Origin of the sequence: Methylobacterium sp. B4 (genome assembly GCF_003201865.1) — a bacterium.
Taxonomy (GTDB): Bacteria; Pseudomonadota; Alphaproteobacteria; order Rhizobiales; family Beijerinckiaceae; genus Methylobacterium.
This window is the reverse complement of record NZ_QJJJ01000038.1, coordinates 1-19,741: the sequence shown is the minus strand read 5'-3', so window position 1 is coordinate 19,741 and position 19,741 is coordinate 1. Positions and strand designations below refer to the sequence as shown.

General features: G+C 69.9%; 22 protein-coding genes. 13 read left to right on the top strand and 9 right to left on the bottom strand.

Translation table 11 applies throughout. The features are described 5' to 3' along the window. Together BY998_RS23240 and BY998_RS24560 are read right to left on the bottom strand one after the other, a co-directional pair. Positions 1-897 (bottom strand): sugar phosphate nucleotidyltransferase (locus tag BY998_RS23240; RefSeq protein WP_245421720.1); only part of this gene is annotated, 897 nt, incomplete at its 3' end. A 109-nt stretch (positions 898-1,006) separates the two neighbouring features. Further along, the gene (locus BY998_RS24560) at positions 1,007-1,426 is read right to left on the bottom strand and encodes a response regulator (RefSeq protein ID WP_181425604.1); all 420 of its coding nucleotides are present in this window, start codon (positions 1,424-1,426) and stop codon (positions 1,007-1,009) included. 611 nt (positions 1,427-2,037) lie between these two features. Between BY998_RS24560 and BY998_RS23230 the strand changes: the two genes are divergently transcribed. Together BY998_RS23230 and BY998_RS23225 are read left to right on the top strand one after the other, a co-directional pair. Continuing rightward, positions 2,038-2,514: a hypothetical protein gene (locus BY998_RS23230; RefSeq protein ID WP_110354056.1), complete on the top strand. Its 477-nt coding sequence runs from the start codon at positions 2,038-2,040 to the stop codon at positions 2,512-2,514. Between the two features lie 119 nt (positions 2,515-2,633). Continuing rightward, the gene (locus tag BY998_RS23225; RefSeq protein WP_110354058.1) at positions 2,634-4,265 is read left to right on the top strand and encodes an AarF/UbiB family protein; all 1,632 of its coding nucleotides are present in this window, start codon (positions 2,634-2,636) and stop codon (positions 4,263-4,265) included. An 83-nt stretch (positions 4,266-4,348) separates the two neighbouring features. On the opposite strand, the gene BY998_RS23220 is transcribed toward BY998_RS23225, so the two are convergent. The 3 genes from BY998_RS23220 to BY998_RS23210 all read right to left on the bottom strand — a co-directional run bounded on the left by BY998_RS23220 (position 4,349) and on the right by BY998_RS23210 (position 6,543). Continuing rightward, complete coding sequence (locus tag BY998_RS23220; protein WP_003604447.1) at positions 4,349-4,528, bottom strand: hypothetical protein; 180 nt, start codon at positions 4,526-4,528, stop codon at positions 4,349-4,351. Positions 4,529-4,611: 83 nt separating this feature from the next. Further along, positions 4,612-5,607 carry an SDR family oxidoreductase gene (locus tag BY998_RS23215; RefSeq protein WP_110354055.1) on the bottom strand — a complete coding sequence of 332 codons (996 nt, stop codon included), beginning with the start codon at positions 5,605-5,607 and terminating at the stop codon, positions 4,612-4,614. A gap of 78 nt (positions 5,608-5,685) precedes the next feature. Continuing rightward, positions 5,686-6,543 (bottom strand): SDR family oxidoreductase, encoded by an 858-nt coding sequence (locus BY998_RS23210; RefSeq protein ID WP_110354054.1) that lies wholly within the window; start codon positions 6,541-6,543, stop codon positions 5,686-5,688. Between the two features lie 189 nt (positions 6,544-6,732). Between BY998_RS23210 and BY998_RS23205 the strand changes: the two genes are divergently transcribed. From BY998_RS23205 to BY998_RS23175, 8 genes are all read left to right on the top strand, one after another. Next, positions 6,733-7,395 (top strand): FUSC family protein, encoded by a 663-nt coding sequence (locus tag BY998_RS23205; RefSeq protein WP_110354053.1) that lies wholly within the window; start codon positions 6,733-6,735, stop codon positions 7,393-7,395. A 122-nt stretch (positions 7,396-7,517) separates the two neighbouring features. Beyond that, on the top strand, positions 7,518-8,690 hold the full coding sequence (locus tag BY998_RS23200; RefSeq protein WP_110354052.1) for a zinc-dependent alcohol dehydrogenase: 1,173 nt from the start codon (positions 7,518-7,520) through the stop codon (positions 8,688-8,690). A 35-nt stretch (positions 8,691-8,725) separates the two neighbouring features. Next, positions 8,726-9,340, top strand: a complete 615-nt coding sequence (locus BY998_RS23195) for a cysteine hydrolase (RefSeq protein ID WP_110354051.1) — start codon at positions 8,726-8,728, stop codon at positions 9,338-9,340. A gap of 119 nt (positions 9,341-9,459) precedes the next feature. After that, positions 9,460-10,470, top strand: a complete 1,011-nt coding sequence (locus BY998_RS23190; protein WP_110354050.1) for an SDR family oxidoreductase — start codon at positions 9,460-9,462, stop codon at positions 10,468-10,470. Positions 10,471-10,498: 28 nt separating this feature from the next. After that, entirely contained in the window at positions 10,499-10,675 is a 177-nt protein-coding gene (locus tag BY998_RS24555) for a hypothetical protein (protein ID WP_181425603.1), read from the top strand. Beyond that, a complete protein-coding gene (locus BY998_RS23185; RefSeq protein ID WP_110354049.1) occupies positions 10,672-10,893 on the top strand; it encodes a hypothetical protein in 222 nt (73 codons plus the stop codon). The genes BY998_RS24555 and BY998_RS23185 overlap by 4 nt, the downstream gene beginning before the upstream one ends. A 63-nt stretch (positions 10,894-10,956) precedes the next feature. Continuing rightward, positions 10,957-11,208 (top strand): hypothetical protein, encoded by a 252-nt coding sequence (locus BY998_RS23180; protein ID WP_110354048.1) that lies wholly within the window; start codon positions 10,957-10,959, stop codon positions 11,206-11,208. A gap of 473 nt (positions 11,209-11,681) precedes the next feature. Beyond that, entirely contained in the window at positions 11,682-12,062 is a 381-nt protein-coding gene (locus tag BY998_RS23175) for a hypothetical protein (protein WP_110354047.1), read from the top strand. 80 nt (positions 12,063-12,142) lie between these two features. Here BY998_RS23175 and BY998_RS23170 read toward each other — a convergent pair whose 3' ends face one another. From BY998_RS23170 to BY998_RS23155, 4 genes are all read right to left on the bottom strand, one after another. After that, a complete protein-coding gene (locus tag BY998_RS23170; RefSeq protein WP_110354046.1) occupies positions 12,143-12,505 on the bottom strand; it encodes an STAS/SEC14 domain-containing protein in 363 nt (120 codons plus the stop codon). 70 nt (positions 12,506-12,575) lie between these two features. Continuing rightward, positions 12,576-14,747, bottom strand: a complete 2,172-nt coding sequence (locus BY998_RS23165; RefSeq protein ID WP_110354045.1) for a primosomal protein N' — start codon at positions 14,745-14,747, stop codon at positions 12,576-12,578. 71 nt (positions 14,748-14,818) lie between these two features. Next, positions 14,819-15,967 (bottom strand): MFS transporter, encoded by a 1,149-nt coding sequence (locus BY998_RS23160; protein ID WP_110354044.1) that lies wholly within the window; start codon positions 15,965-15,967, stop codon positions 14,819-14,821. Between the two features lie 98 nt (positions 15,968-16,065). Further along, complete coding sequence (locus tag BY998_RS23155) at positions 16,066-16,461, bottom strand: tautomerase family protein (RefSeq protein WP_110354043.1); 396 nt, start codon at positions 16,459-16,461, stop codon at positions 16,066-16,068. Between the two features lie 118 nt (positions 16,462-16,579). Here BY998_RS23155 and BY998_RS23150 point away from each other — a divergent pair, with 118 nt between their 5' ends. The 3 genes from BY998_RS23150 to BY998_RS23140 all read left to right on the top strand — a co-directional run bounded on the left by BY998_RS23150 (position 16,580) and on the right by BY998_RS23140 (position 19,484). Then, complete coding sequence (locus tag BY998_RS23150) at positions 16,580-17,485, top strand: LysR substrate-binding domain-containing protein (protein WP_110354042.1); 906 nt, start codon at positions 16,580-16,582, stop codon at positions 17,483-17,485. Then, positions 17,482-18,132, top strand: a complete 651-nt coding sequence (locus BY998_RS23145; protein ID WP_110354041.1) for an alpha/beta hydrolase — start codon at positions 17,482-17,484, stop codon at positions 18,130-18,132. Before BY998_RS23150 ends, BY998_RS23145 begins: the two co-directional genes overlap by 4 nt. A gap of 182 nt (positions 18,133-18,314) precedes the next feature. After that, entirely contained in the window at positions 18,315-19,484 is a 1,170-nt protein-coding gene (locus BY998_RS23140) for a complex I NDUFA9 subunit family protein (protein WP_110354040.1), read from the top strand. The last annotated feature ends 257 nt before the right edge of the window (positions 19,485-19,741 follow it).

Here is a 19,741-nt window from a genome sequence, read left to right as displayed (position 1 = left end):
GTTGCCCCGCGCGTCGCGCTCCAGCACCTGCCAGACGGCGTCCCAGGTGCCGACGTCCGACCACGCGAAGGAGACGGCCAGCACGCCCGCGCGGGCGGTCCGCTCCATCACCGCATAGTCGATCGAGATCTTCGGGATTTGCCCGAAGGCCTCGGCGTCGAGGCGCACGAAGTCGAGATCGGTCGCCGCCGCCTGGAGCGCCGCTCGAGCGCCGGCGAGCACGTCCGGGGCGAAGGCTTCGAGTTCGGCGATCATGACGTCGGCGCGGAACAGGAAGTAGCCGGAATTCCACAGCGCCCCTTCGGCGATCAGCCGCTCGGCCCCGGCCGCGTCGGGCTTCTCGACGAAGCGCTCGACCGCGCAGCCGGCTCGATCACCGCTCTCGGCCGCGGGTAGCGGAGCGCCGCAGCGGATGTAGCCGTAATCGGTGGCGGGTCGGGTCGGCTCGATGCCGAGCGTCATGGTGTAGCCGGCGCGCGCGCCCTCGGCGGCGGCTGCGACCGCCCGGCGGAACGCGTCGGCGTCGCCGATGACGTGGTCGGCCGCCATGATCAGTACGAGCGCCTGCGGATCGGTGCGGGCGCCGTGGAGGGCCGCGACCGCAACGGCGGCGGCCGAATCGCGCCCCTGCGGTTCGAGGATGATGTCGGCGGAGAGCCCCGCCTGCACGAGCTGTTCGGCAACGATGAAGCGCGACTCGGCCGCCGCGATCACGGTGGGCCGGGCGAACAGGCCGGGGTCGGCGACGCGGCGCGCGGTGGCCTGGAAAGTGGATTCTTCCGGATCGACGAGGCGCGCGAACTGCTTGGGCATGCTCTCGCGCGAGGCCGGCCAAAGTCGCGTGCCCGCGCCACCACAGAGGATCACGGGGCGGATGAGAGAGGACGATTCGCGCACGTGATCAGGTTTCCTTCGGTTTGGATCGGACGGCGCGGCGCACAAATCGTGGGCTCTGTTCGCCCCATCGATGGTGCGGACAGACTTCGTTGAACGATAGAGCGACGGCTCATTCAGGCGTACGATATCCTTCTTCTCCGCCTGTTGCTGAAAACCGGTCGTGAAAATCAATGTGTTTTCGGTGGGACGCCCCCAGGCATTCCCTGACGACACGCCCCAGAACATTCAGGTCGACGGGTTTTGCGAGAAACCACGCTCCGAGAACGATGTCCCCGTACCGGGGCTGGCTCTGTGCGGATGTGATGAGAAGGGCAACATGCGTAAATTCCATGCTGGCGATGCGTGCGCGTTCGTATCCATCGGCACGGCCCGGTGTCACCACATCCGTGATCAGGACCTGCACATCCGGCCTGTTGCGAAGACAGGTGAGGGCCTCGTCGCAGGTCGATGCGGCGGTGAGACGAAATCCCTCGCGGGCCAGTGCGGCGCAGGTCGTCGCCCGGATGGCCGTCTCGTCTTCCGCGATCACGACGAGCGGACCTTGTCTCCCGGCCGGACTGCTTAGCGGGATGGACTGAGGTTCTGAGGCGATGTTGGGCACGCTCGAACACCAACGAGGAGTCGGGAGGCAAGACGCCGACGACCGGCACGACATCAATGCCGGCGGGGTGAAAGAACTGATGAACTGCACGGCTCTGTTTGCCGAATGCCCTGCATTTGTCATGCCACCAAGACACGTCTGTTCACAGTTCTCGCCCGATGTTGGACTCCTGCCTGTGATCTGACATCGAGGTTGGAGGCTTCGGGCTTTCGCGCTCAGGCTTGGCAGATGGCGTCGCGGAGAGGGTGGGCCGCGATCTGTCTTGTGAGGGCGGGCATCGCTCTGCAGCCGCGAAAAGCGACAGATGATCCGGGGACGAACCGACAGCCGGGCGTCGTTCAGATGCAGGCTGACGCGATGGGCCTCAAACACATCCGCTGTGACGATGGCCCTGAGTGGGTCCCGAGCAGGGGACACCGTCATCTTCCGGTGCCGATCGCGTCCTGGCTCCGAAGAGTCCGCAGGGCTGCCCCGCGCGGCTCGACCTTGATGCGGCCCATCTTGGCATGACGATAGGCGCCTCAACCCGGGGGCAAGCCATGACGGCCTTTCGCGCGCTTCTTCTGACGGCCGGCCTGCTTGCGGGGAGTGTGGGCGGCTATCTCGTTTGGGCGCTGTCCAGCGAGGAGGGCTACGCCGTCGGGGGCCGGGCCTTGAAGGCGCGCTACGGCTTCCTCGTCATGCCGCATGCCGAGCGGCAGAGCCTGCGCAAGCTCGCGATGATGAAGGCGGCGGGCCAGTGCGAGTGGGAACTCGACGAGACCTTCTGGAGCCGGATCTACCAACTCTATGTCGGCGAGGTGCACGGCGTCCGCGCCGCCGTCTACGAGACCCTGCTGGACGAGCAGGAGCGCTACTTCCTGGCCGATGCGGATCATCGCCGCTGCCACGCGGCCTGGGCCCGCTTCGGCGTCGAGGGGGCGGACGTCCCGGGAATCCTGCGCACGGTCCCCGCGAGCACCTCCGAGCCGACGGGCCTCGTCGTCGACGTTCGCGCCGAGGCGGCGGTCCCCTGATCGGCCGGGATGCGCGCGCATCCTAAAAAAGCCCCATGCCCTGATCATTGCGAAAGACCCGGGCGAGGGCCTCTTCGGTCTTGCCGCGGCCGACGCTTCGCGCGACAGGCAAGACCGCCATGCTCAAAACCGCCTTCGTCGCCGCACGCGACCGTCAGCGCCTCTCGGAGATCGCCTCGGTCCTGATCGGATTCGGCCTCACCAAGGTCGTCGACCGGCTCGGCCTGCACAACATTCCGCTCATCCCCCGCCGCACGCCGCGGGTCGATGTCGCGCGCCTGTCCCAGCCCGAGCGCCTGCGCCGCGCCATCGAGACGCTGGGACCGACCTTCATCAAGTTCGGCCAGATCCTGGCGAGCCGCCCGGACCTGCTCTCGCCGGTCTGGACCGACGAGCTGGAGAAGCTGCACAGCCAGGTAAAGCCGGTGCCGTGGGCCCTGATCGGGCCGCAGCTCGAGGCCGATCTCGGCGCGCCGCCGGAGGAGGTCTTCGCCGAGTTCGACCTCAACCCGATCGCGTCCGCCTCGATCGCCCAGGTCTACCGCGCCCGCCTGCATTCCGGCGAGGAGGTCGTGGTCAAGGTGCTGCGGCCGGGCCTGCGCAAGGTCATCGAGGCCGATCTGCGGCTGATGGCGCACGGGGCCCGCATCGTCGAGGCGGAGTGGCCCGAGATGGCCCGCTACCAGCCTCAGGAGCAGATGCGCCACCTCGCCAACGGCCTCAACGGCGAGCTCGACCTGCTCAACGAGGCCCGCAACTGCGAGATGATCGCCGAGATCTTCGCGGGCCGCGACGACATCGTCATCCCGAAGATCTTCTGGGAGTGGTGTTCCGAGCGCGTCCTCGTCCAGGAATTCATCCACGGCATCTCGCCCAACGACGCCGCCGCCCTGCGCACGATGGGGGCGGACAAGAAGGCGCTGGCGCAGAAGGGCTGCGACGCCTTCCTGCGCATGGCCCTGATCGAGGGCGTGTTCCACGCCGACCCGCACCCGGGAAACCTGCTGATCCTGCCCGGCAACCGGATCGGCTTCATCGATTTCGGCATCGTCGGGCGCCTGTCGCAGAAGCGGCGCCAACAGCTCCTCGTGCTGATCGGCTCCATGCTCAAGCAGGATGTCGACGGCCTGATGGCCACGCTGCTGGACTGGACCGGCACCTCGAACCCGGACCTGAGCAAGCTGGAGCAATCCGCCCAGAACTTCGTCCAGGCCCATTCCTCGATCCCGCTCAATCTCGGGCTCGTGCTCACCGACTTCATGACCATGGCCCGCGAGAACGACCTCGCGATGCCGACCGACCTCGCAATCCTGTTCAAGGGGCTCGTGACCGCCGACGGCGTGATGCGCCAGCTCGATCCGGGCTTCGACCTGTTCGCCGCCGCCGGGCCCACCGTGCGGGCGAGCATGCGCTCGCAGTTCTCCCTGCGCGGGCTGATGCGCAAGGCCGAGTCGCTCGGGACCGGCCTCTACGGGGCGGCCTCCGAGCTGCCGACCCTGATCCATCTCATGCTGGTGCGCCTAAAGCAGGGGCGCGTCACCGTCGAGATCGAGCTGAAGGGGATGGACAAGCTGGTGCGCGGCATCGAGCGCGGCGCAGCGCGGGTGGCGGTCGGCCTCGTGGTGGCGGCCTTCGCCACGCAGCTCGCCCCGCGCCTGATCGATCTCGGCACGCCGGTCTTCGTCATCATCGGTCTGACCGTGGCGATGCTCGGGGTCGGCTGGCTGCTGCTGCTGAGCCGGGACCGTTAGCCGGTCCGGTCTGCGGCGGCCTCCGCCCTGGGGCGGGGGCCGTTGCAGGCGGCGCGGATGCGCCGTCCGGTTTCGGCATCCGCTCAGGCGCGGATGACGGGCTTGGCCTTGAGCGCTGCGGCCAGCGCCTTGAGCTGACGGTCGAGGTCGGCCAGTTCGTTCAGGGCGATGGTCTTGTGACCCGCCTTGACCGCGCGCTCGATGTCGCTGACCTGCGAAGAGGCCATGCGCTTCAGTTCAATCGCGAGTTGGTCCCTGGTCATCGGCGCTCCTTTCATCACCAGGCTCGATGGGCCGGTGATAGGCGCTTAGGCTTAACCGGGGGTTTTCTTCGCGCATCCTGCGTTCACCGTTCCGGCGACCGATGCCTTCGGCCGAGGCGGCCCAGCGCGAGCGCGATCCCCGCACCGGCGACGGCAAGGCCGATTCCGCTCAAGGTGGAGGCCGAGGGCAAGCCCTTTCGCGCGAGCCAGCCGCCGCGCGAGGCGGTGCCCTCCGCGACCGGTGCGCGCAGCGCCCCGTGCGTGACGGGAGCGGGACTCGCCCGGTCGAGCGCCCTGTGGAGGGCCATGCCCATCAGGTGCTCCGTCGGCCCCGGCATCAAGGCGTAGGCGGCCTGCGCCGCGCGGGCCGGCCAGCCCACCGCGATCTCGTCGCGGGGATGGCGCACCACGTGGACCAAAGTCTCGGCCACCTCCTCGGGGGCGTAGAGCATCGGGCCGGGGTCGAGGGTGCGGCCCGAGACGTTGGCGCCGTGCACGAAGCCCGGGGTGTCGACCATCGCCGGAAACACTGCGCAGACATGGATATGGGGAAAGCGCCGCAGTTCCTGGCGCAGGCTCGCCGTGAAGCCGCGCAGGCCGAACTTGCTTGCCGTGTAGGCCGCCGCGAACGGCGCCGGCGCCCAGCCGCCGAGCGAGACCATGTTGACGAGGACGCCGCACTCCCGCTGGAGGAAGCGGGGCAGGACGGCGTAGGCGCCGTGCATCGTGCCGAGCAGGTTCACCTCGATCGTGCGGCGATGCAGGTCGAGCGGCGCGTCCTGGAACGGACCGAACACGCCGGTGCCGGCATTGTTGATCCAGGCGTCGATGCGCTCGAAGCGCTCCTCCGCCGCCCGCGCCAGGGCCTCGACCGCCTGCGGATCGGTCACGTCCGTCGGAACGGCCAGGGCCGCGGGGCCGAGCCGCGCGCATTCCTGCGCGAGCCGCTCCAGCGGCTCGCGGCGCCGGGCGGCGGCGACGACGTGGGCGCCCGCGCCGGCGAAGGCGAGGGCGGCAGCGCGGCCGATGCCGCTCGAGGCGCCGGCGATGACGACGACGGCGCCGTGCAGGTTCTTCACGGGCGGGCTCCTGGAAAAAGCGTCCGGCCTCCGGGGGGACGGAGGCATCCTTTCAGCGTTCGGCCGGTCCGAAGGAAATCAGATGATCGGCTTGCCGCCGGTCACCGCTACGGTGGCGCCGGAGACGTAGCTCGACTCGTCGGAGGCGAGCATGACGTAGATCGGCGCGAGTTCCTTGGGCTGGCCCGGTCGCTTCATCGGCACCTGGGAGCCGAACTGTTTCACCTTCTCGGCCGGCATGGTCGAGGGGATCAGCGGCGTCCAGATCGGACCCGGGGCGACGCAGTTCACGCGGATGCCCCGCTCGGCCAGCATTTGCGCGAGTCCGCCGGTGTAGTTCTGGATGGCGCCCTTGGTCGTAGCGTAGGCCAGCAGCTGCGGGCTCGGCGCGTCGGCGTTGACCGAGGTCGTGTTGATGATGGACGAGCCCTCGCGCATGTGCGGGAGCACGGCCTTGGTCAGGTAGAACATCGCGTGGATGTTCACGCGAAACGTCGTCTCCCACTCCTCGTCCGAGATCTCTTCCGGGGCGCTGAAGCTCGCCTGATGCGCGGCGTTGTTGACGAGCACGTCGACGCACCCGAACGCCTCGACCGCCCGCTCGACGATCTGTCGGCAATGGGCGGCGTCACCGATATTGCCCGGCACCAGCACCGCCCTGCGGCCGGCCTCCTCGATCAGGCGGCGCGTCTCGGCGGCGTCCTCCTCCTCGTCGAGATAGGAGATCAGCACGTCCGCGCCCTCGCGGGCGAAGGCGAGGGCCACGGCCCGGCCGATGCCGGAATCGCCGCCCGTCACGATGGCCTTCTTGCCCTCCAGGCGCCCGCATCCCCGGTAGCTCGTCTCGCCGTGGTCCGGCTTCGGATCCATCGCGGCGGTGCGGCCGGGCATCGGCTGGGGCTGGTCGGGGAAGGGGGGCTTCGGAAAGGATTCCATCGGCTCGGGTTCCGGCGCTTCGTGTGTCGGGGATTGTGGGGGCGTGCCCGGACAACCCCGCCGCGCCGGAGCGGTTCGGCCGAATTTTCCTGCGGCCCGAGCGCGATTTGCCGCCGCGACCCGCGTTGGTCCGGGCGCTCGCCGCCGGGTATCGGACCGCGGGCGAGGGCAGGGACGAAGGAAGAGCGAATGCGAGCCGAAAGGGTATCGGTGGGAGCACAGGGCGAGCGGAGTGCGGAGGAGGCGGTCGAGGACGCCGTGCGGGCCGAGGCCGCCGCTGCGACGCGCGAGGAGACGCGACAGGCCGATCGCGACACCAGCCGTATCCGCTGGCTGGGCGATCAGGTCACGCGGCTGCGCAAACGCCTGCCGCTGCGGCGCCGCTTCTCGGGCGGGCTCGCCCACGGCGTGATGTCGGCGGCGGCGGCCATCGTCGCCTACCTGCCGACGCAGTTGCTCGGCCTGCGCGAGGGATTCTGGGCGGCGATCACCGCGGTCGCCGTCGCGCAGACCGAGTTCGGCGCCACCCGCTCCACCGCCCGCGATCAGTTCACCGGTGCCACGATCGGGGGTGTCGTCGGGCTCGGCGCCTATCTCGGCCTCGGCCCGTCGCTTCCGACCTATGCCGCCGCTGTGGTGCTGGCGACCCTGGCCTGCTGGCTCTTCAACGTCGCCAGCGCCTGCCGGCTGGCCGGCATCACCGCCACCATCATCCTGCTCGTGCCCCATTTCGGGCCGGTCGAACTCATGGCGGGCTCGCGGGTGGTGGAGGTCGGCTGGGGCGTGTGCGTGGCGATCGGCACGGTCTGGGTCGTCACCCGCCTCAACCAGAGGGTCGGCATCAAGCTCTGAGGCCGGCCTGTGCGTAGGGCGCCTGGACGCAGCGCGGGGCGGGAACTTGGCCGTACGCAACCGGGGTTGCCCTCCGGCGATGCTGCCACGAGCACCGCCTTCCGAGCTTCCAAGGACGTCTGATGAAAGCACTGTGCTGGCACGGCAAGGGCGACATCCGCTGCGACACGGTGCCGGATCCCACGATCGAGGATTCCCGCGACGTCATCATCAAGGTGACGTCCTGCGCGATCTGCGGTTCGGATCTCCACCTCATGGACGGCCAGATGCCGACCATGCAGTCGGGCGACGTGCTTGGCCACGAGTTCATGGGCGAGGTGGTCGAGACGGCGCCGGGCTTCACCAAGTTCAAGAAGGGCGACCGGATCGTCGTGCCCTTCAACATCAATTGCGGCGAGTGCCGCCAGTGCCGGCTTGGCAACTGGTCGGTCTGCCAGCGCTCGAACCGCAATGCCGAGATGGCCGCCGCGCAGTTCGGCTACACCACCGCCGGCCTGTTCGGCTACTCCCACATCACCGGCGGATACGCAGGGGGGCAAGCCGAGTACGTGCGCGTGCCGATGGCCGACGTGGCGCCGATGAAGGTGCCCGACGGCATGGAGGACGAGCAGGTCCTGTTCCTCACCGACATCCTGCCGACCGGCTGGCAGGGCGCCGAGCATTGCGAGATCAAGGGCGGCGAGATCATCGCCGTCTGGGGCGCGGGGCCCGTCGGCCTGTTCGCGATCCAGTCGGCCAAGATCATGGGCGCCGAGCGCATCATCGCCATCGACACGGTGCCGGAGCGCCTTGCCCTGGCGACCAAGTACGGCGCGACCGACATCATCGACTTCGCCAAGGATGACGTGTTCGAACGCATCAAGGAGATCAGCCGTGGCGAGGGCGCCGACGGGGTGATCGACTGCGTCGGCATGGAGGCCAGCGCCGGTCACGGCTTCTCCAGCGTGATCTCGACGCTTCAAGAGAAGCTGACCTCGACCGAACGGCCCTATGCCCTGACCGAGGCGATCAAGGCGGTGCGGCCCTGCGGCATCGTCTCGGTGCCCGGAGTCTATGGCGGTCCGATCCCCGTGAACATGGGCTCGATCGTGCAGAAGGGCCTGACCCTGAAGAGCGGCCAGACCCATGTGAAGCGCTACCTCGAACCGCTCACCAAGCTGATCCAGGAGGGCCGGTTCGACACCGCATCGCTGATCACCCATCGCTCCGCGGATCTCGCGGACGGGCCCGATCTCTACAAGACGTTTCGCGACAAGAAGGATGGCTGCGTGAAGGTGGTCTTCCACCCGAACTGAGAGCGGACGCGCGGAAGAGGAGATCGGAGCGGGCCATGGCGGGCAGAGACGGTTTGAAGTTCGGCGGATTGGGTCTGAAGGCCGCCCATCTCTGCGTCGACGCGCAGCGGATGTTTGCCGAGGAGACCGACTGGCACACGCCCTGGCTCGCCCGGATCCTGCCCAATCTGGAACGGATCACGGCGGCGCACCCGCAGCGGACCGTGTTCACCCGGTTCGTCTGCCCCGCCTCGCCGGGCGAAGCGGCGGGCGCGTGGCGGCGCTACTACGAGCACTGGCCCAGCATGACGCTGAATGCCCTCGGGCCCGAAATGGTGGACCTGCTGCCGAGCCTGAGCCGGTTCGTGCCTCCGGCCCGCGTCGTGGACAAGCGCGTCTACTCCCCCTGGATGGAGCCCGAACTGGAGCAGGTCCTGAGGGCGGAGGCGATCGACACCCTCGTCGTCACCGGGGGCGAGACGGACGTCTGCGTGCTCGCCAGCATCCTCGGGGCGGTCGATCGCGGCTACCGCGTGATCGTGGCCTGCGATGCGGTCTGCTCCTCCGCCGACCAAACCTACGACGCGATGATGTTCCTCTATCAGAGCCGCTTTGGCGAGCAGATCGAGACGGCCCCGACCGCCGAGATCCTCGACGCCTGGCCGTCCTGAGGCGGCGGAAACTTCGCCGTGCCCGACCGGGTTCAGCCTGCGAGACCTGAGCCCCGCGGGCGGACCGTGCCCCACCGTCCGCCGGTCCTTTCCCGCGCCCGTCATCCGAGGAGAAGCGCATGCCGAGCGCCCGCAAGAAGCCGCTCGACCGGCAGGTCGTCGTCATCACCGGAGCCTCGAGCGGGATCGGCCTCGCCACGGCCCGCCTTGCCGCCCGGCGCGGTGCGAGAGTCGTGCTCGCCTCGCGCAACCGGGAGGCTCTGGCCGAGATCTGCCGCGAGATCGAGCGGGAGGGGGGCGAGGCCTTCCATCTCGCCACCGACGTCTCGGACCGCCCCCAGGTCGAGGCGCTCGCGCGCGCCGCGGTCGAGCGCTACGGCCGCATCGACACCTGGGTGAACGATGCCGGGCTCTCGATCATCGGCCGGCTTGAAGAGGTCGAGGATGCCGACCACCGCCGCCTGTTCGACGTCAATTTCTGGGGTTTGGTCTACGGCTCGCTCGCCGCGCTTCCGCACTTGAAGGCATCCGGGGGCACGCTGATCAACCTGGGCAGCGTCGCCTCGGACGTCCCTTTCCCGCTGCAGGGCATGTACAGCGCGAGCAAGCACGCCATCAAAGGCTTCACCGATTCCCTGCGGATCGAGCTGAAGGAAGAGGGCGCTCCGGTCGCGGTCACGCTCATCAAGCCGGCGGCGATCGACACGCCCTTCCCGGCGCATGCCCGAAACTACACCGACCGCGAGCCCAAGCTGCCCCCGCCGGTCTACCGCACGGAGGAGGTGGCCGAGGCGATCGTCCATGCGGCCGAACACCCCCGCCGCGACATCTATATCGGCGGCGGCGGGCGCATCATGAGCGCGGCGCAGGCCGTGGCGCCGCGCGTCTTCGATCGCATCGGCACGACCATGACCGGCCAGCAGATGCGCGACGAGCCCGCCCGGCATCCCGCGGGCTCGCTCGACCGCCCCGGCGAGGGCGGCCGCACTGCCGGCGACCATCCGGGCACCGTGATGCGCCGCAGCTTCTACACCCGCGGCGCGCTCCATCCCCTGACGACGGCCGCGGTCGTCGCCGGCGTCGGGCTCGCCGCCGCGGCCAGCCTCATCGGCGGTCACCGCCACCGCTGATCCGTTCCCCGAACCGAGGAGAGATCTCATGTCGACCAAGCCACCGCCGGTGCCGCCGGCCAATCGCTCCGACAAGGGACCCGGCAGTGCCGAGTCCGCGCCCAAGGACACGACCAAGGCCACCCCGAACGATCCCGACAAGACCGGGCAGGCCGGCAATTCGAAGGTCAACACCACGCATCAGGGACATCAGCAGGATCGATGAGCACCTCCAGCAAGACGCCCGCCGCCGACCGCCACCATGGTGGTCCCGGCAGCAGCCACCAGCGGCCCGACCGGCCCGATCCGACCGAGGGCCGGGGCCCGACGCCGAACGCGGCGACCAACGGCTCCCATTCCAAGGTCTCCGGCGGCGGTGGCGAGCAGGATCGTCACCACCGCCGCGACGAGGCCGGCAAGAGCGGCTCGCCGCGGACGCACTGATTCCACGGGCGGTGCCGGTTCATCCGGCGCCGCCCGCAGCCCTTGCACCCGGAAGGACGCGACGTGGCGAGCCTGGAGACGACCCTCGATATCTTCTCGGCCCTTCTGGCATCGGAACAGCCGGCCAATGTCGGTGAGGCCGACGAGGCGATCTGGGCCTATCTCGCGCCGTTCCAGGGGCTCGAAGCGCAGGTGCAGGCCCTCGGCCGGCTCGACCGCGGCGTGGCCGAACTCGACGGCGCGTCCGCCTTCATGCCGGTCCTGCTCGATGCCCTCGACCGCCACCGGGCACGGCTCGCCGAACCTTCCGCCTGACGCGGGGTCGATCTCTCTTTCTCCCTTGAGACAATCGCTGGTCGAGCCTCAGCATGCGGCCGACGAGCCATCGGCCTTGATGCACCCCCCGCAGCAAGGCTCACCTTGCCAGCCGCCATGATCGATCCGGCCGCCGCGGTGCCGCCGCTTCGTTTCCCGCCGAATACAATCTAACGATGGGCCGGCATTCGGCCGCGGCTGCTTCCGGCTAGATAAGCTGCGCCGTTCAGCCTGCCTTACGGCTGTGCTTGCAACAGTTACGTGCTGAAAAGTCACATCTAACGGAACTTCTTCAAGCCCTACGCGTAATTTGTTCCTCGAACAGTCGTGATTTGTCGGCGGCCCTGCCATTGCCCGTCGTCATATTCTCGCCTCTTGTTCGGGTATGGTGCGGACATCTCACAGAACGACGGTACGGAGCGCGAGCGACGGCGCTTCCTACACCTTGTCCTCGTCGCTGAGCTGGATGACGCATGCCCAAACTCGCCCTCGCCGCCGCTCTGGCCGCCACGCTCGCCTCGCCGGCCGTGGCGGGAGACTTCGACGGGACGTGGTCGGTTCAACTCGTGACCGAGAGCGGGCTCTGCGACGCGCAGTACACTCATACCCTGGTGGTTCGGGACGGGCAGGTCCGCCCGATCACGAACGCGGCCTCCGGCGGAACGACCGTCACCGGTCGCGTCGGAACCGACGGCGGCGTGGGTCTCAACGTTGCCACGTCGGCGGCCAGCGGCACGGCTTCGGGCCGGCTCCAGGCTCGCTCGGGCTCGGGCACCTGGCGGGTCTCGGGCGGTCTCTGCACCGGCCATTGGACGGCCCGCCGCAGCACCGTCCGCACGGCCTTCGCCGAGTAGGACGCATCACGCTTCACGACAGGAAAAAGGGCGGGGCCGAAAGGACCCGCCCTTTTTCCTTGGCTAAAATCGCGGCGGGATCAGACGCCCGCTTCGAGCCAGGCCCGTGCCTCGCCGATGCGCGCGCGCTCGAACACCTTGATCTGCACCGGCGAGACGAACCCGAACGTCTCGGCCACGGCCCGCAGCCAGGTCGCGTCGGTGACCAGCGCCACGTGGCTCACGCCCTTCATCATCGAGATCCCGAAGCGAGGGTCCTTGAAGAAGGCCGCAGGCTCCATGCCCTCGAAGCTGCGGATGTCCTCGAGGAGCTTGAGACGGCCGCCCTTGTCGAGGTCGGCCTTCATCGCGGTCATGACCGCGTTCATCTCCTCGTCGGAGATCTTCCCATCGACCACGATCTCGGCGATCGCGGAATCGGGCTTCTTCTCGTAGCTCAGCACAGCTCGACGCTCCTTTGGATAACGCCGGCCGTGGAACACGCCCCGCGCCGGCGGACGGCGGGTGGCGTGACTATAGGAAACTCTGCGGGTCCACGTCGATTGCGACCTTGAGATTCCCCCGCGGCTTCGGCCCCCGTGCCAGCCAGTCGCGCAGATAGCTCTGCACGTCGATGCCGCGCTCGGTCTTCACCAGGAGCCGGAAGCGCCAGCGCCCGCGCACAAGGGCGAGCGGCGCCTCGGCCGGTCCGAGCACGCTCACGCCGGCCGGCGGTTCGGCGACCCGCGCCAGCGCCTGACCGTGCGCCTCGGCCTTCTCCCGCTCCTCCCCCGAGACGATCAGCGCCGCGAGCCGCCCGAACGGCGGCAGCCCCGCCGCCTCGCGGGCCCAGATCTCCTCCTCGTAGAAGCGCTCGGCATCCCCCGAGAGCAGAGCGGCGATGACGGGGTGCTCGGGCTGGTAGGTCTGCACCAGGGCACGGCCCGGCCGCTCGCCGCGTCCGGCGCGGCCCGTCACCTGCTGGAGCAGCTGGAAGGTGCGCTCGGCCGCCCGGGGATCGCCGGAGGTGAGACCGATATCGGCGTCGAGCACGCCGACGAGGGTCAGGTGCGGGAAGTTGTGGCCCTTGGCGACGAGCTGTGTGCCGATGACGATGTCGCAATCGCCCGCCGCGACTGTCTCCAACTCCTGCCGCAGGCGCTCGGCCCCGCCGGGAAAGTCGCTCGACAGCACGACGACGCGCTGCTCGGGGAATAGCTCGGTCACCTCCTCGGCGATCCGCTCCACCCCGGGTCCGCAGGGAGTGAGATGGTCGAAAGCGCCGCACTCGGTGCAAGCCTCGGGCTTGCGCTCGGCATAGCCGCATTGGTGGCAGACGAGCGCCCGGCGGAAGCGGTGTTCCACCAGCCAAGTCGAGCAGTTGCGGCACTGGTAGCGGTGGCCGCAGGCCCGGCACAGGGTGAGCGGCGCGTAGCCCCGGCGGTTGAGGAACAGGAGCGCCTGCTCGCCCGCGGCGAGCGTGCTCTTGACCGCATTCACCATCGGCGGCGACAGGAAGCGCCCGCGCTCCGGCTTGTCGAGGCGCATGTCGATGGCGGCGATGTCGGGCAGCGGCCGCCCGCCGAAGCGACCGGGAAGGGAGACGTGGCGGTAGCGTCCGCTCTGGGCGTTGACCCGCGACTCGATCGAGGGCGTGGCCGAGGCGAGCACCACCGGGCAGCCCTCGATCTTGCCGCGCACCACCGCCATGTCGCGGGCGTGGTAATGCACGCCGTCCTCCTGCTTGTAGGCGGATTCGTGCTCCTCATCGACCACGATCAGGCCGAGATTCCGGAACGGCAGGAACAGGGCCGAGCGGGCGCCGACCACCACCGAGACCTCGCCCGCGGCGACGCCCGCCCGCAGCCGCTCGCGGCGTTTCCCCCCGATGCCGGAATGCCAAGTCGCCGGCCGAACGCCGAAGCGTCCGGCGAAGCGGTCGAGGAACTGCGCCGTCAGCGCGATCTCCGGCATCAGCACGAGCGCCTGCCGCCCCTGCCGCACGCATTCGGCGACCGCCTCGAAATACACCTCCGTCTTGCCGGACCCGGTCACGCCTTCGAGCAGCACCGTCTCACCGGTGGGACTGCCGGCAGGGGAGGGGGCGATCAGAGCCTGCACCGCCGCATCCTGCGACTCCGACAGCGGCACCCGTGGATGGTCCGGGTCGGGCGGCAGGGCGACGGGCTCGGGCATCAGTGCCACCGTCTCCAGGGCACCGTCGTCGATCAGCCCATCGACGACGCTGAGCGAGACGCCGGCCTCTTTGGCGAGCGCGCTCTTGCCCCGCACCGCCCCGTCGGCGGCCACCGCCATCACCTTGCCACGGGCGGCCGTGGGCCGGGCCGGAGGCTTGCCCGCGGCACGCACACCGACCCGCGGCGCCTCGTTGCGGGCCGTCTCATCGGGCAGCCGCAGGGCCATGGCGAGCGCCGAGCCCTTCGGCGCCAGGGTGTAGCGGGCGAGCCAATCGACCAGCTTGCGCAGGGCATCCGAGAGCGGGGGCGCCTCGACCTTGCCGGTCACGGGGCGCAGGTTCCCGCCCGAGGCCCGCTCGTCCAGGCCCCAGACCACGCCGATCGTCTCGCGCGGCCCCAGCGGCACCTGCACGATGTCGCCCTCGGCCAGCACGAGGCCAGCCGGCACCGCGTAGCTGTAGGCGGTGTCGAGGGCGAGCGGGATCAGGATGTCGGCGACGGCGGGCATGGAATCATCGTGGCTGCCTTGAATGTTCTATATATGTCCCGCTTCGCGAAGGCGAATGCGGACGGCTCTCCTTATCGGATTCTCGCGAGCGAGCGCGCAACCGGCACTGCCGACAGGCTGACGGCGGCCATGACCCAGAACCCCTTCATGCCGAGCGCGCCGGTGAGCGGCCCCGCAATCAGCGTCATCAACGCGGAGGCGAGCCCGAGGCCGAAGGTGCCGTAGAGTGCCAAAGCCGTGGCGCGGCGCGCTTCCGGCACGGCCTCCACGATCAGGCGCAGGCAGGCGAGGTGCAGGAGCGCGAAAGTGATCCCGTGCAGCAGCTGGATGACGGCCAGTGCCGGAAGCCACGCGGTCTGCGCCTGAACGGCCCAGCGCAGGGCGCCAGCCAGGGCGGCGAGCGCCAGCGCCCGGGGCGGCCCCATCCGCGCCACGAGGCGCGATCCGAACCAGAGGAAGACGACGACCTCGGCGGCGACCGCCTCCGCCCAGAGCAGCCCGGCCGCCCGCGGTCCGATGCCCGCCCCCTGCCAGACGAGGACCGCGAAGGCATCGTGCATGGCGTGCGCGCCGATCACCAGGGCGGCGGCGAGCACGAGGCGCCGGAAGCGTGGATCGGCGACGAGGAGACGAAATCCGCCCTCGTCCAGTCCCTCCGCCTGGCCTTCGCCGCGCAGAGATGGTGGTCTGGAAGCCGCCGGACGGCGCAGCGCCACCAGCGCCGCCGCGCCGAACAGAACAGCGCAGAGCAGAAGCCCAATACCGTGGCCGAACGGTCCGACCAGGAAGCCGGTCAGAACCGTGGTGGCGATGAAGGCGGCCGATCCGGCGCCGCGGATGCGGCCATAGGCGGCCCCGTTGCGGCCTCCGGCCAGCGCTACCGCGTCGGCGAGCGGCGCCAAGGGGGCCGTCGCCACCGCCTGACCGAGCGCGATCGTCAGCAGAACGGGAAAGCCGGACCCGGCGAGGAAGGCCAAGGTCAGCCCCGCCGCGAGGGCCAGTCCCGCCGCGAGGAAGCCGCGCACGGCGCCGCGCTGGTCGGCGAGCCGTCCGAGGATCGGCCCGGCGGCGAGGCGCACCAGCATCGCCGCGGCGAGCAGGGTCCCGATCTCACTCGCGTCGAGCCCACGGGCTTCGAGGAAGGGCGGCAGGAACGGAGAGAGCGCACCGTACCCGCCGTAGAGGGCGGCGTAGAGCAGGAACAAGGAACCTGCCGGCATTCGCTCGTTCCGCCCCGCCTGTCCGCCGCTCGGCCGTGTCAGGATGCCAGGGAGGTGTGCCGGAGGATATGCCGAGAATTTTTCAAGACGTCGCCGCTCTACCCCCGGGCGGCGTCCCGCGCCCGCTGCGCCTGGGTGAGGCCCCCGTAGCCCCAGGCTTCCGCCGCCACCTCGTGCACGACGACGTAGGTCGCCAGCGGCAGCGGTCCGGGCAGCAGGCACACCAGCAAAGCATGCGCCTCGGCCACGAACCGTGCCTTCTCCTCCACCGTGTTGGTGCCCTGCGTCACCTTCGCCTCGAGATGGGCTGCCGCCTCGACAGCCGAGCCCCCCACGGCCCAGTCTCCGGGAACCGAGGGCTCGATCAGGAAGGCGGTGAGATCGGCCCGCTTGCCGAGCACCTCCGCCATCAGCGCGGTGATCGACTGCTGAAGCTCCGCGGCGAGGCCGGGCGCAAGGGCAGGGCCGGCAACCTTGAGGGTGACGAAGGGCATTGAGGGGGGTCCTTTCGTGTCCGGCGGCCGATCCGCCGTTGACGACGACAGGATTAGCCACGCAGCATCGTTGCGAAAATCGCGTAGTTCTGAAGCGACTGTTTTGGAAAACTCAACGATGGCCGCGCTCCCCGTGAATCTCGACATGGACGTGCTGCGCACCTTCGTGACCGGGATCGATCTCGGTAGCTTCGCCAAGGCCGCCGCGCGGCTAGGCCGTTCGCCCTCGGCGATCAGCTTGCAGCTGCGCAAGCTGGAGGATCAGGTCGGCTGCCCGCTGTTGCGCCGGAACGGCCGGGGCCTCGCGCTGACCGAGCCGGGCGAGATGCTGCTCGGCTACGCCCGTCGGATGCTCGATCTCAACGACGCGGCGGTCAGCGCGGTCGCCGCGCCGGCGCTGACGGGCTGGGTCCGCCTCGGCCTGCCGCAGGACGTTTCCGAGACCGGGCTCCCGGCGGTGCTCGCCCGCTTCGCCCGGCTGCATCCGGCGGTGCGCGTCGAGGCGCATGTGGAGCGCGATGCGGTCCTGCGCGCCGAGGTCGAGGCCGGACGACTCGATCTCGCGCTGCTCTGGGACGATGCCGGCGGGGCGGGGGAGGGGACCCTGGTCGCGGACCTGCCCATGGTCTGGGTCGGTCCGAAGTCGGATCTCTCGCTCGCCGCGAGCCGGCCGCTGCCCCTCGCCCTGTTCGGGGCGCCCTGCCGCTTCCGCCACGCTGCGAGCGAAGCCCTCGATGCGGCCGGCATCCCCTGGCGCATCAGCTTCACCAGCCAGGGGCTCGCCGGCTTGTGGGCCGCGGTGGCCGCCGGCCTCGGCCTCACCCTGCGCACGGCGCACGGCCTGCCGGGGACGCTCCGCCCCCTCGATCCGGGCGAGACGGGCCTGCCGCCCCTTCCGGCCCTTTCACTTCGGCTGCGCCGGAGCGGCCCTGGCGGGCCGGCGGTCGAGCGCCTCGCCGCGCTCCTTTACGAGACGTTCCAAGAGGCTTTTCACGAGGCCTTCGCGGGAGCCGGACGACCGTGAGCGCGACCGAGGGGGTTCTCCTCCTGCACGGCATCGCCCGCAGGGCCGCCTCGCTTCGGCCGCTGGAGCGCAGGCTGAGCGCAGCCGGATATGTCACCCTCAACCTCGATTATCCGGCCCGGCACCTGGGGCTCGCCGAGATCGCCGGAGCGCTGGCGCCCGCCGTCTCGGCCTTCGGCGCGGGCGTGGCGCGCCTCCACATCGTCACCCACTCGATGGGCGGCCTCGTCGCCCGCGTGCTCCTCACCGGCCACCGACCTGAAAATCTCGGGCGGGTGGTGATGCTGGGGCCGCCGAACGAGGGCAGCGAGGTTGCCGACGCGCTGCACCGGTTCGCCCTCTACCGCCGCGTCTTCGGCCCGGCCGGCGCGGAACTCGTCACAAAACGCAATGAGACGTGCCGCCGGCTCTTCGGCCCGGTCGATTACCCCCTCGGCATCATTGCCGGCAGCCGCAGCGTCTATCCGCTGGCCTCGCTGCTGCTGCCGGGGCCGAATGACGGGCGTGTCACGGTCGCGCGAACACGGCTCGCGGGGATGACGGATCACATCGTGCTGCCGGTCGCCCATCCGACCATGATGTGGAGCCGCCGCCTCCAGGACGAGACCCTGCACTTCCTGCGCGAGGGCCGCTTCGGCCGTAACTGACGAGAGGCCGGAGGGCGCGCCGGCGCTTTCTCCACGCAAATTCCTTGGCCCGACCGGCTGCCCTCGACTTCAAACTGGTCTAAGGAGCGTCCTGCCGACGGCTGCGCTCCGTGGCTTGTCGGCCCTGCGGCCCCGTGCCGTCGGTCTCGACGTGTCACCCGAGAAAGGGGCCTCGATCGGCCATGAGCAGCCTCGTCACCGCAGCCACGCCTCCGACCCGTCCGGAAACTCAGCTCGTCACCGTGTTCGGCGGCTCGGGCTTTCTCGGGCGCCATGTGGTGCGGGCGCTCGCTAAGCGCGGCTACCGGATCCGCGTCGCCGTGCGCCGGCCCGACCTCGCATTGTTCCTGCAGCCGCTCGGCAAGGTCGGCCAGATCGTGGCCGTTCAGGCCAATCTTCGCTACCCCGACTCGATCCGCCGGGCCGTGGAGCATTCCGACATCGTCATCAACCTCGTCGGCATCCTGCAAGAATCGGGCAAACAGCGGTTCTCGAAGCTCCAGACCGAGGGCGCCGGCGAGATCGCCCGCGCCGCCGCCGCGGTGGGCGCGAAGCTGATCCACGTCTCGGCGATCGGCGCCGATGCCAAATCGCCCTCCATCTACGCCCGATCCAAGGCGCTGGGCGAGGCGGAGGTGCTGAAGGCCTGTCCCGACGCGGTGATCTTCCGGCCCTCGCTGGTGTTCGGTCCCGGGGACGGCTTCTTCAACCGCTTCGCCGCGCTGGCCACCTTCCTGCCGGTCCTGCCGCTCGCGGGCGCGCAGAGCCGGTTCCAGCCTGTCTTCGTCGGCGACGTCGCCGAGGCCGTGGCCCGCGCCGTGGATGGGGCGGTGCCGGAAGGCCGCGTCTACGAACTCGGTGGGCCGGAGGTGAATTCGCTCGAATACTTCGTGCGCTACATGCTCGAAGTGACCATGCGCCGCCGCGCCGTGCTCGACCTGCCCGAGCCCGCCGCCCGCATCCAGGCGCGGGTCATCGAGTTCGCCGACATGCTGACCCTCGGGCTGCTGCCGGCCAATCTCAAGCTCACCCGTGATCAGGTCACCCTGCTGCAAAGCGACAACGTCGTCTCCGAAGCGGCGAAGGCGGATGGGCGCACCATCGAGGCGCTCGGCATTCAGCCCACCGCCGTCGAGGCGGTCGTGCCCGGTTACCTCTGGCGCTTCCGCAAGGCGGGTCAGTTCGCGCAGGGACGTGGTACGGAGGCCGAGGCCGGCGTGCCGGACATGCTGGCGCCGGAAAGCGAATCCACCAAGTCGACGCACCGCCCGGCCCGTGCCAGCGGTCCCTCACTCGGTCCCGATGCGGCCCGCCCGAGCCAGATGGGCGCGCGCTGGGGCACGCGCGGATGAGGCAAGGGCACTCCGTCCTCGGAATGCCCTTCCGGCGCATTCCGAGGGCCGCTAGCGGCCCCCGGCGCTCTTTCCTCGATTTTCCGATTGACGGCGAGGCGGGGCTGCCGTAAACCCACTTTCACCGACGGGGTGCCGCGGTCCACCGCTTGGTGGTCAGGCGCCTCGGGGTCTTCGGAGTTTGTGGTGGAGCGGAGCTGATCCGGGTGACTGGATCGGGCGATCGCTGTCCTTCCTGCTCCGAGGTGTCGGCGCTT

Excerpts from the sequence above, each read along its gene's own strand:
- BY998_RS23230 (WP_110354056.1), top strand. The coding sequence starts at position 2,038 with ATGACGGCCTTTCGCGCGCTTCTTCTGACGGCCGGCCTGCTTGCGGGG.
- BY998_RS23225 (WP_110354058.1), top strand. The coding sequence starts at position 2,634 with ATGCTCAAAACCGCCTTCGTCGCCGCACGCGACCGTCAGCGCCTCTCG.
- BY998_RS23220 (WP_003604447.1), bottom strand. The coding sequence starts at position 4,528 with ATGACCAGGGACCAACTCGCGATTGAACTGAAGCGCATGGCCTCTTCG.
- BY998_RS23210 (WP_110354054.1), bottom strand. The coding sequence starts at position 6,543 with ATGGAATCCTTTCCGAAGCCCCCCTTCCCCGACCAGCCCCAGCCGATG.
- BY998_RS23205 (WP_110354053.1), top strand. The coding sequence starts at position 6,733 with ATGCGAGCCGAAAGGGTATCGGTGGGAGCACAGGGCGAGCGGAGTGCG.
- BY998_RS23200 (WP_110354052.1), top strand. The coding sequence starts at position 7,518 with ATGAAAGCACTGTGCTGGCACGGCAAGGGCGACATCCGCTGCGACACG.
- BY998_RS23195 (WP_110354051.1), top strand. The coding sequence starts at position 8,726 with ATGGCGGGCAGAGACGGTTTGAAGTTCGGCGGATTGGGTCTGAAGGCC.
- BY998_RS23190 (WP_110354050.1), top strand. The coding sequence starts at position 9,460 with ATGCCGAGCGCCCGCAAGAAGCCGCTCGACCGGCAGGTCGTCGTCATC.
- BY998_RS24555 (WP_181425603.1), top strand. The coding sequence starts at position 10,499 with ATGTCGACCAAGCCACCGCCGGTGCCGCCGGCCAATCGCTCCGACAAG.
- BY998_RS23185 (WP_110354049.1), top strand. The coding sequence starts at position 10,672 with ATGAGCACCTCCAGCAAGACGCCCGCCGCCGACCGCCACCATGGTGGT.
- BY998_RS23175 (WP_110354047.1), top strand. The coding sequence starts at position 11,682 with ATGCCCAAACTCGCCCTCGCCGCCGCTCTGGCCGCCACGCTCGCCTCG.
- BY998_RS23165 (WP_110354045.1), bottom strand. The coding sequence starts at position 14,747 with ATGCCCGCCGTCGCCGACATCCTGATCCCGCTCGCCCTCGACACCGCC.
- BY998_RS23160 (WP_110354044.1), bottom strand. The coding sequence starts at position 15,967 with ATGCCGGCAGGTTCCTTGTTCCTGCTCTACGCCGCCCTCTACGGCGGG.
- BY998_RS23155 (WP_110354043.1), bottom strand. The coding sequence starts at position 16,461 with ATGCCCTTCGTCACCCTCAAGGTTGCCGGCCCTGCCCTTGCGCCCGGC.
- BY998_RS23150 (WP_110354042.1), top strand. The coding sequence starts at position 16,580 with ATGGCCGCGCTCCCCGTGAATCTCGACATGGACGTGCTGCGCACCTTC.
- BY998_RS23140 (WP_110354040.1), top strand. The coding sequence starts at position 18,315 with ATGAGCAGCCTCGTCACCGCAGCCACGCCTCCGACCCGTCCGGAAACT.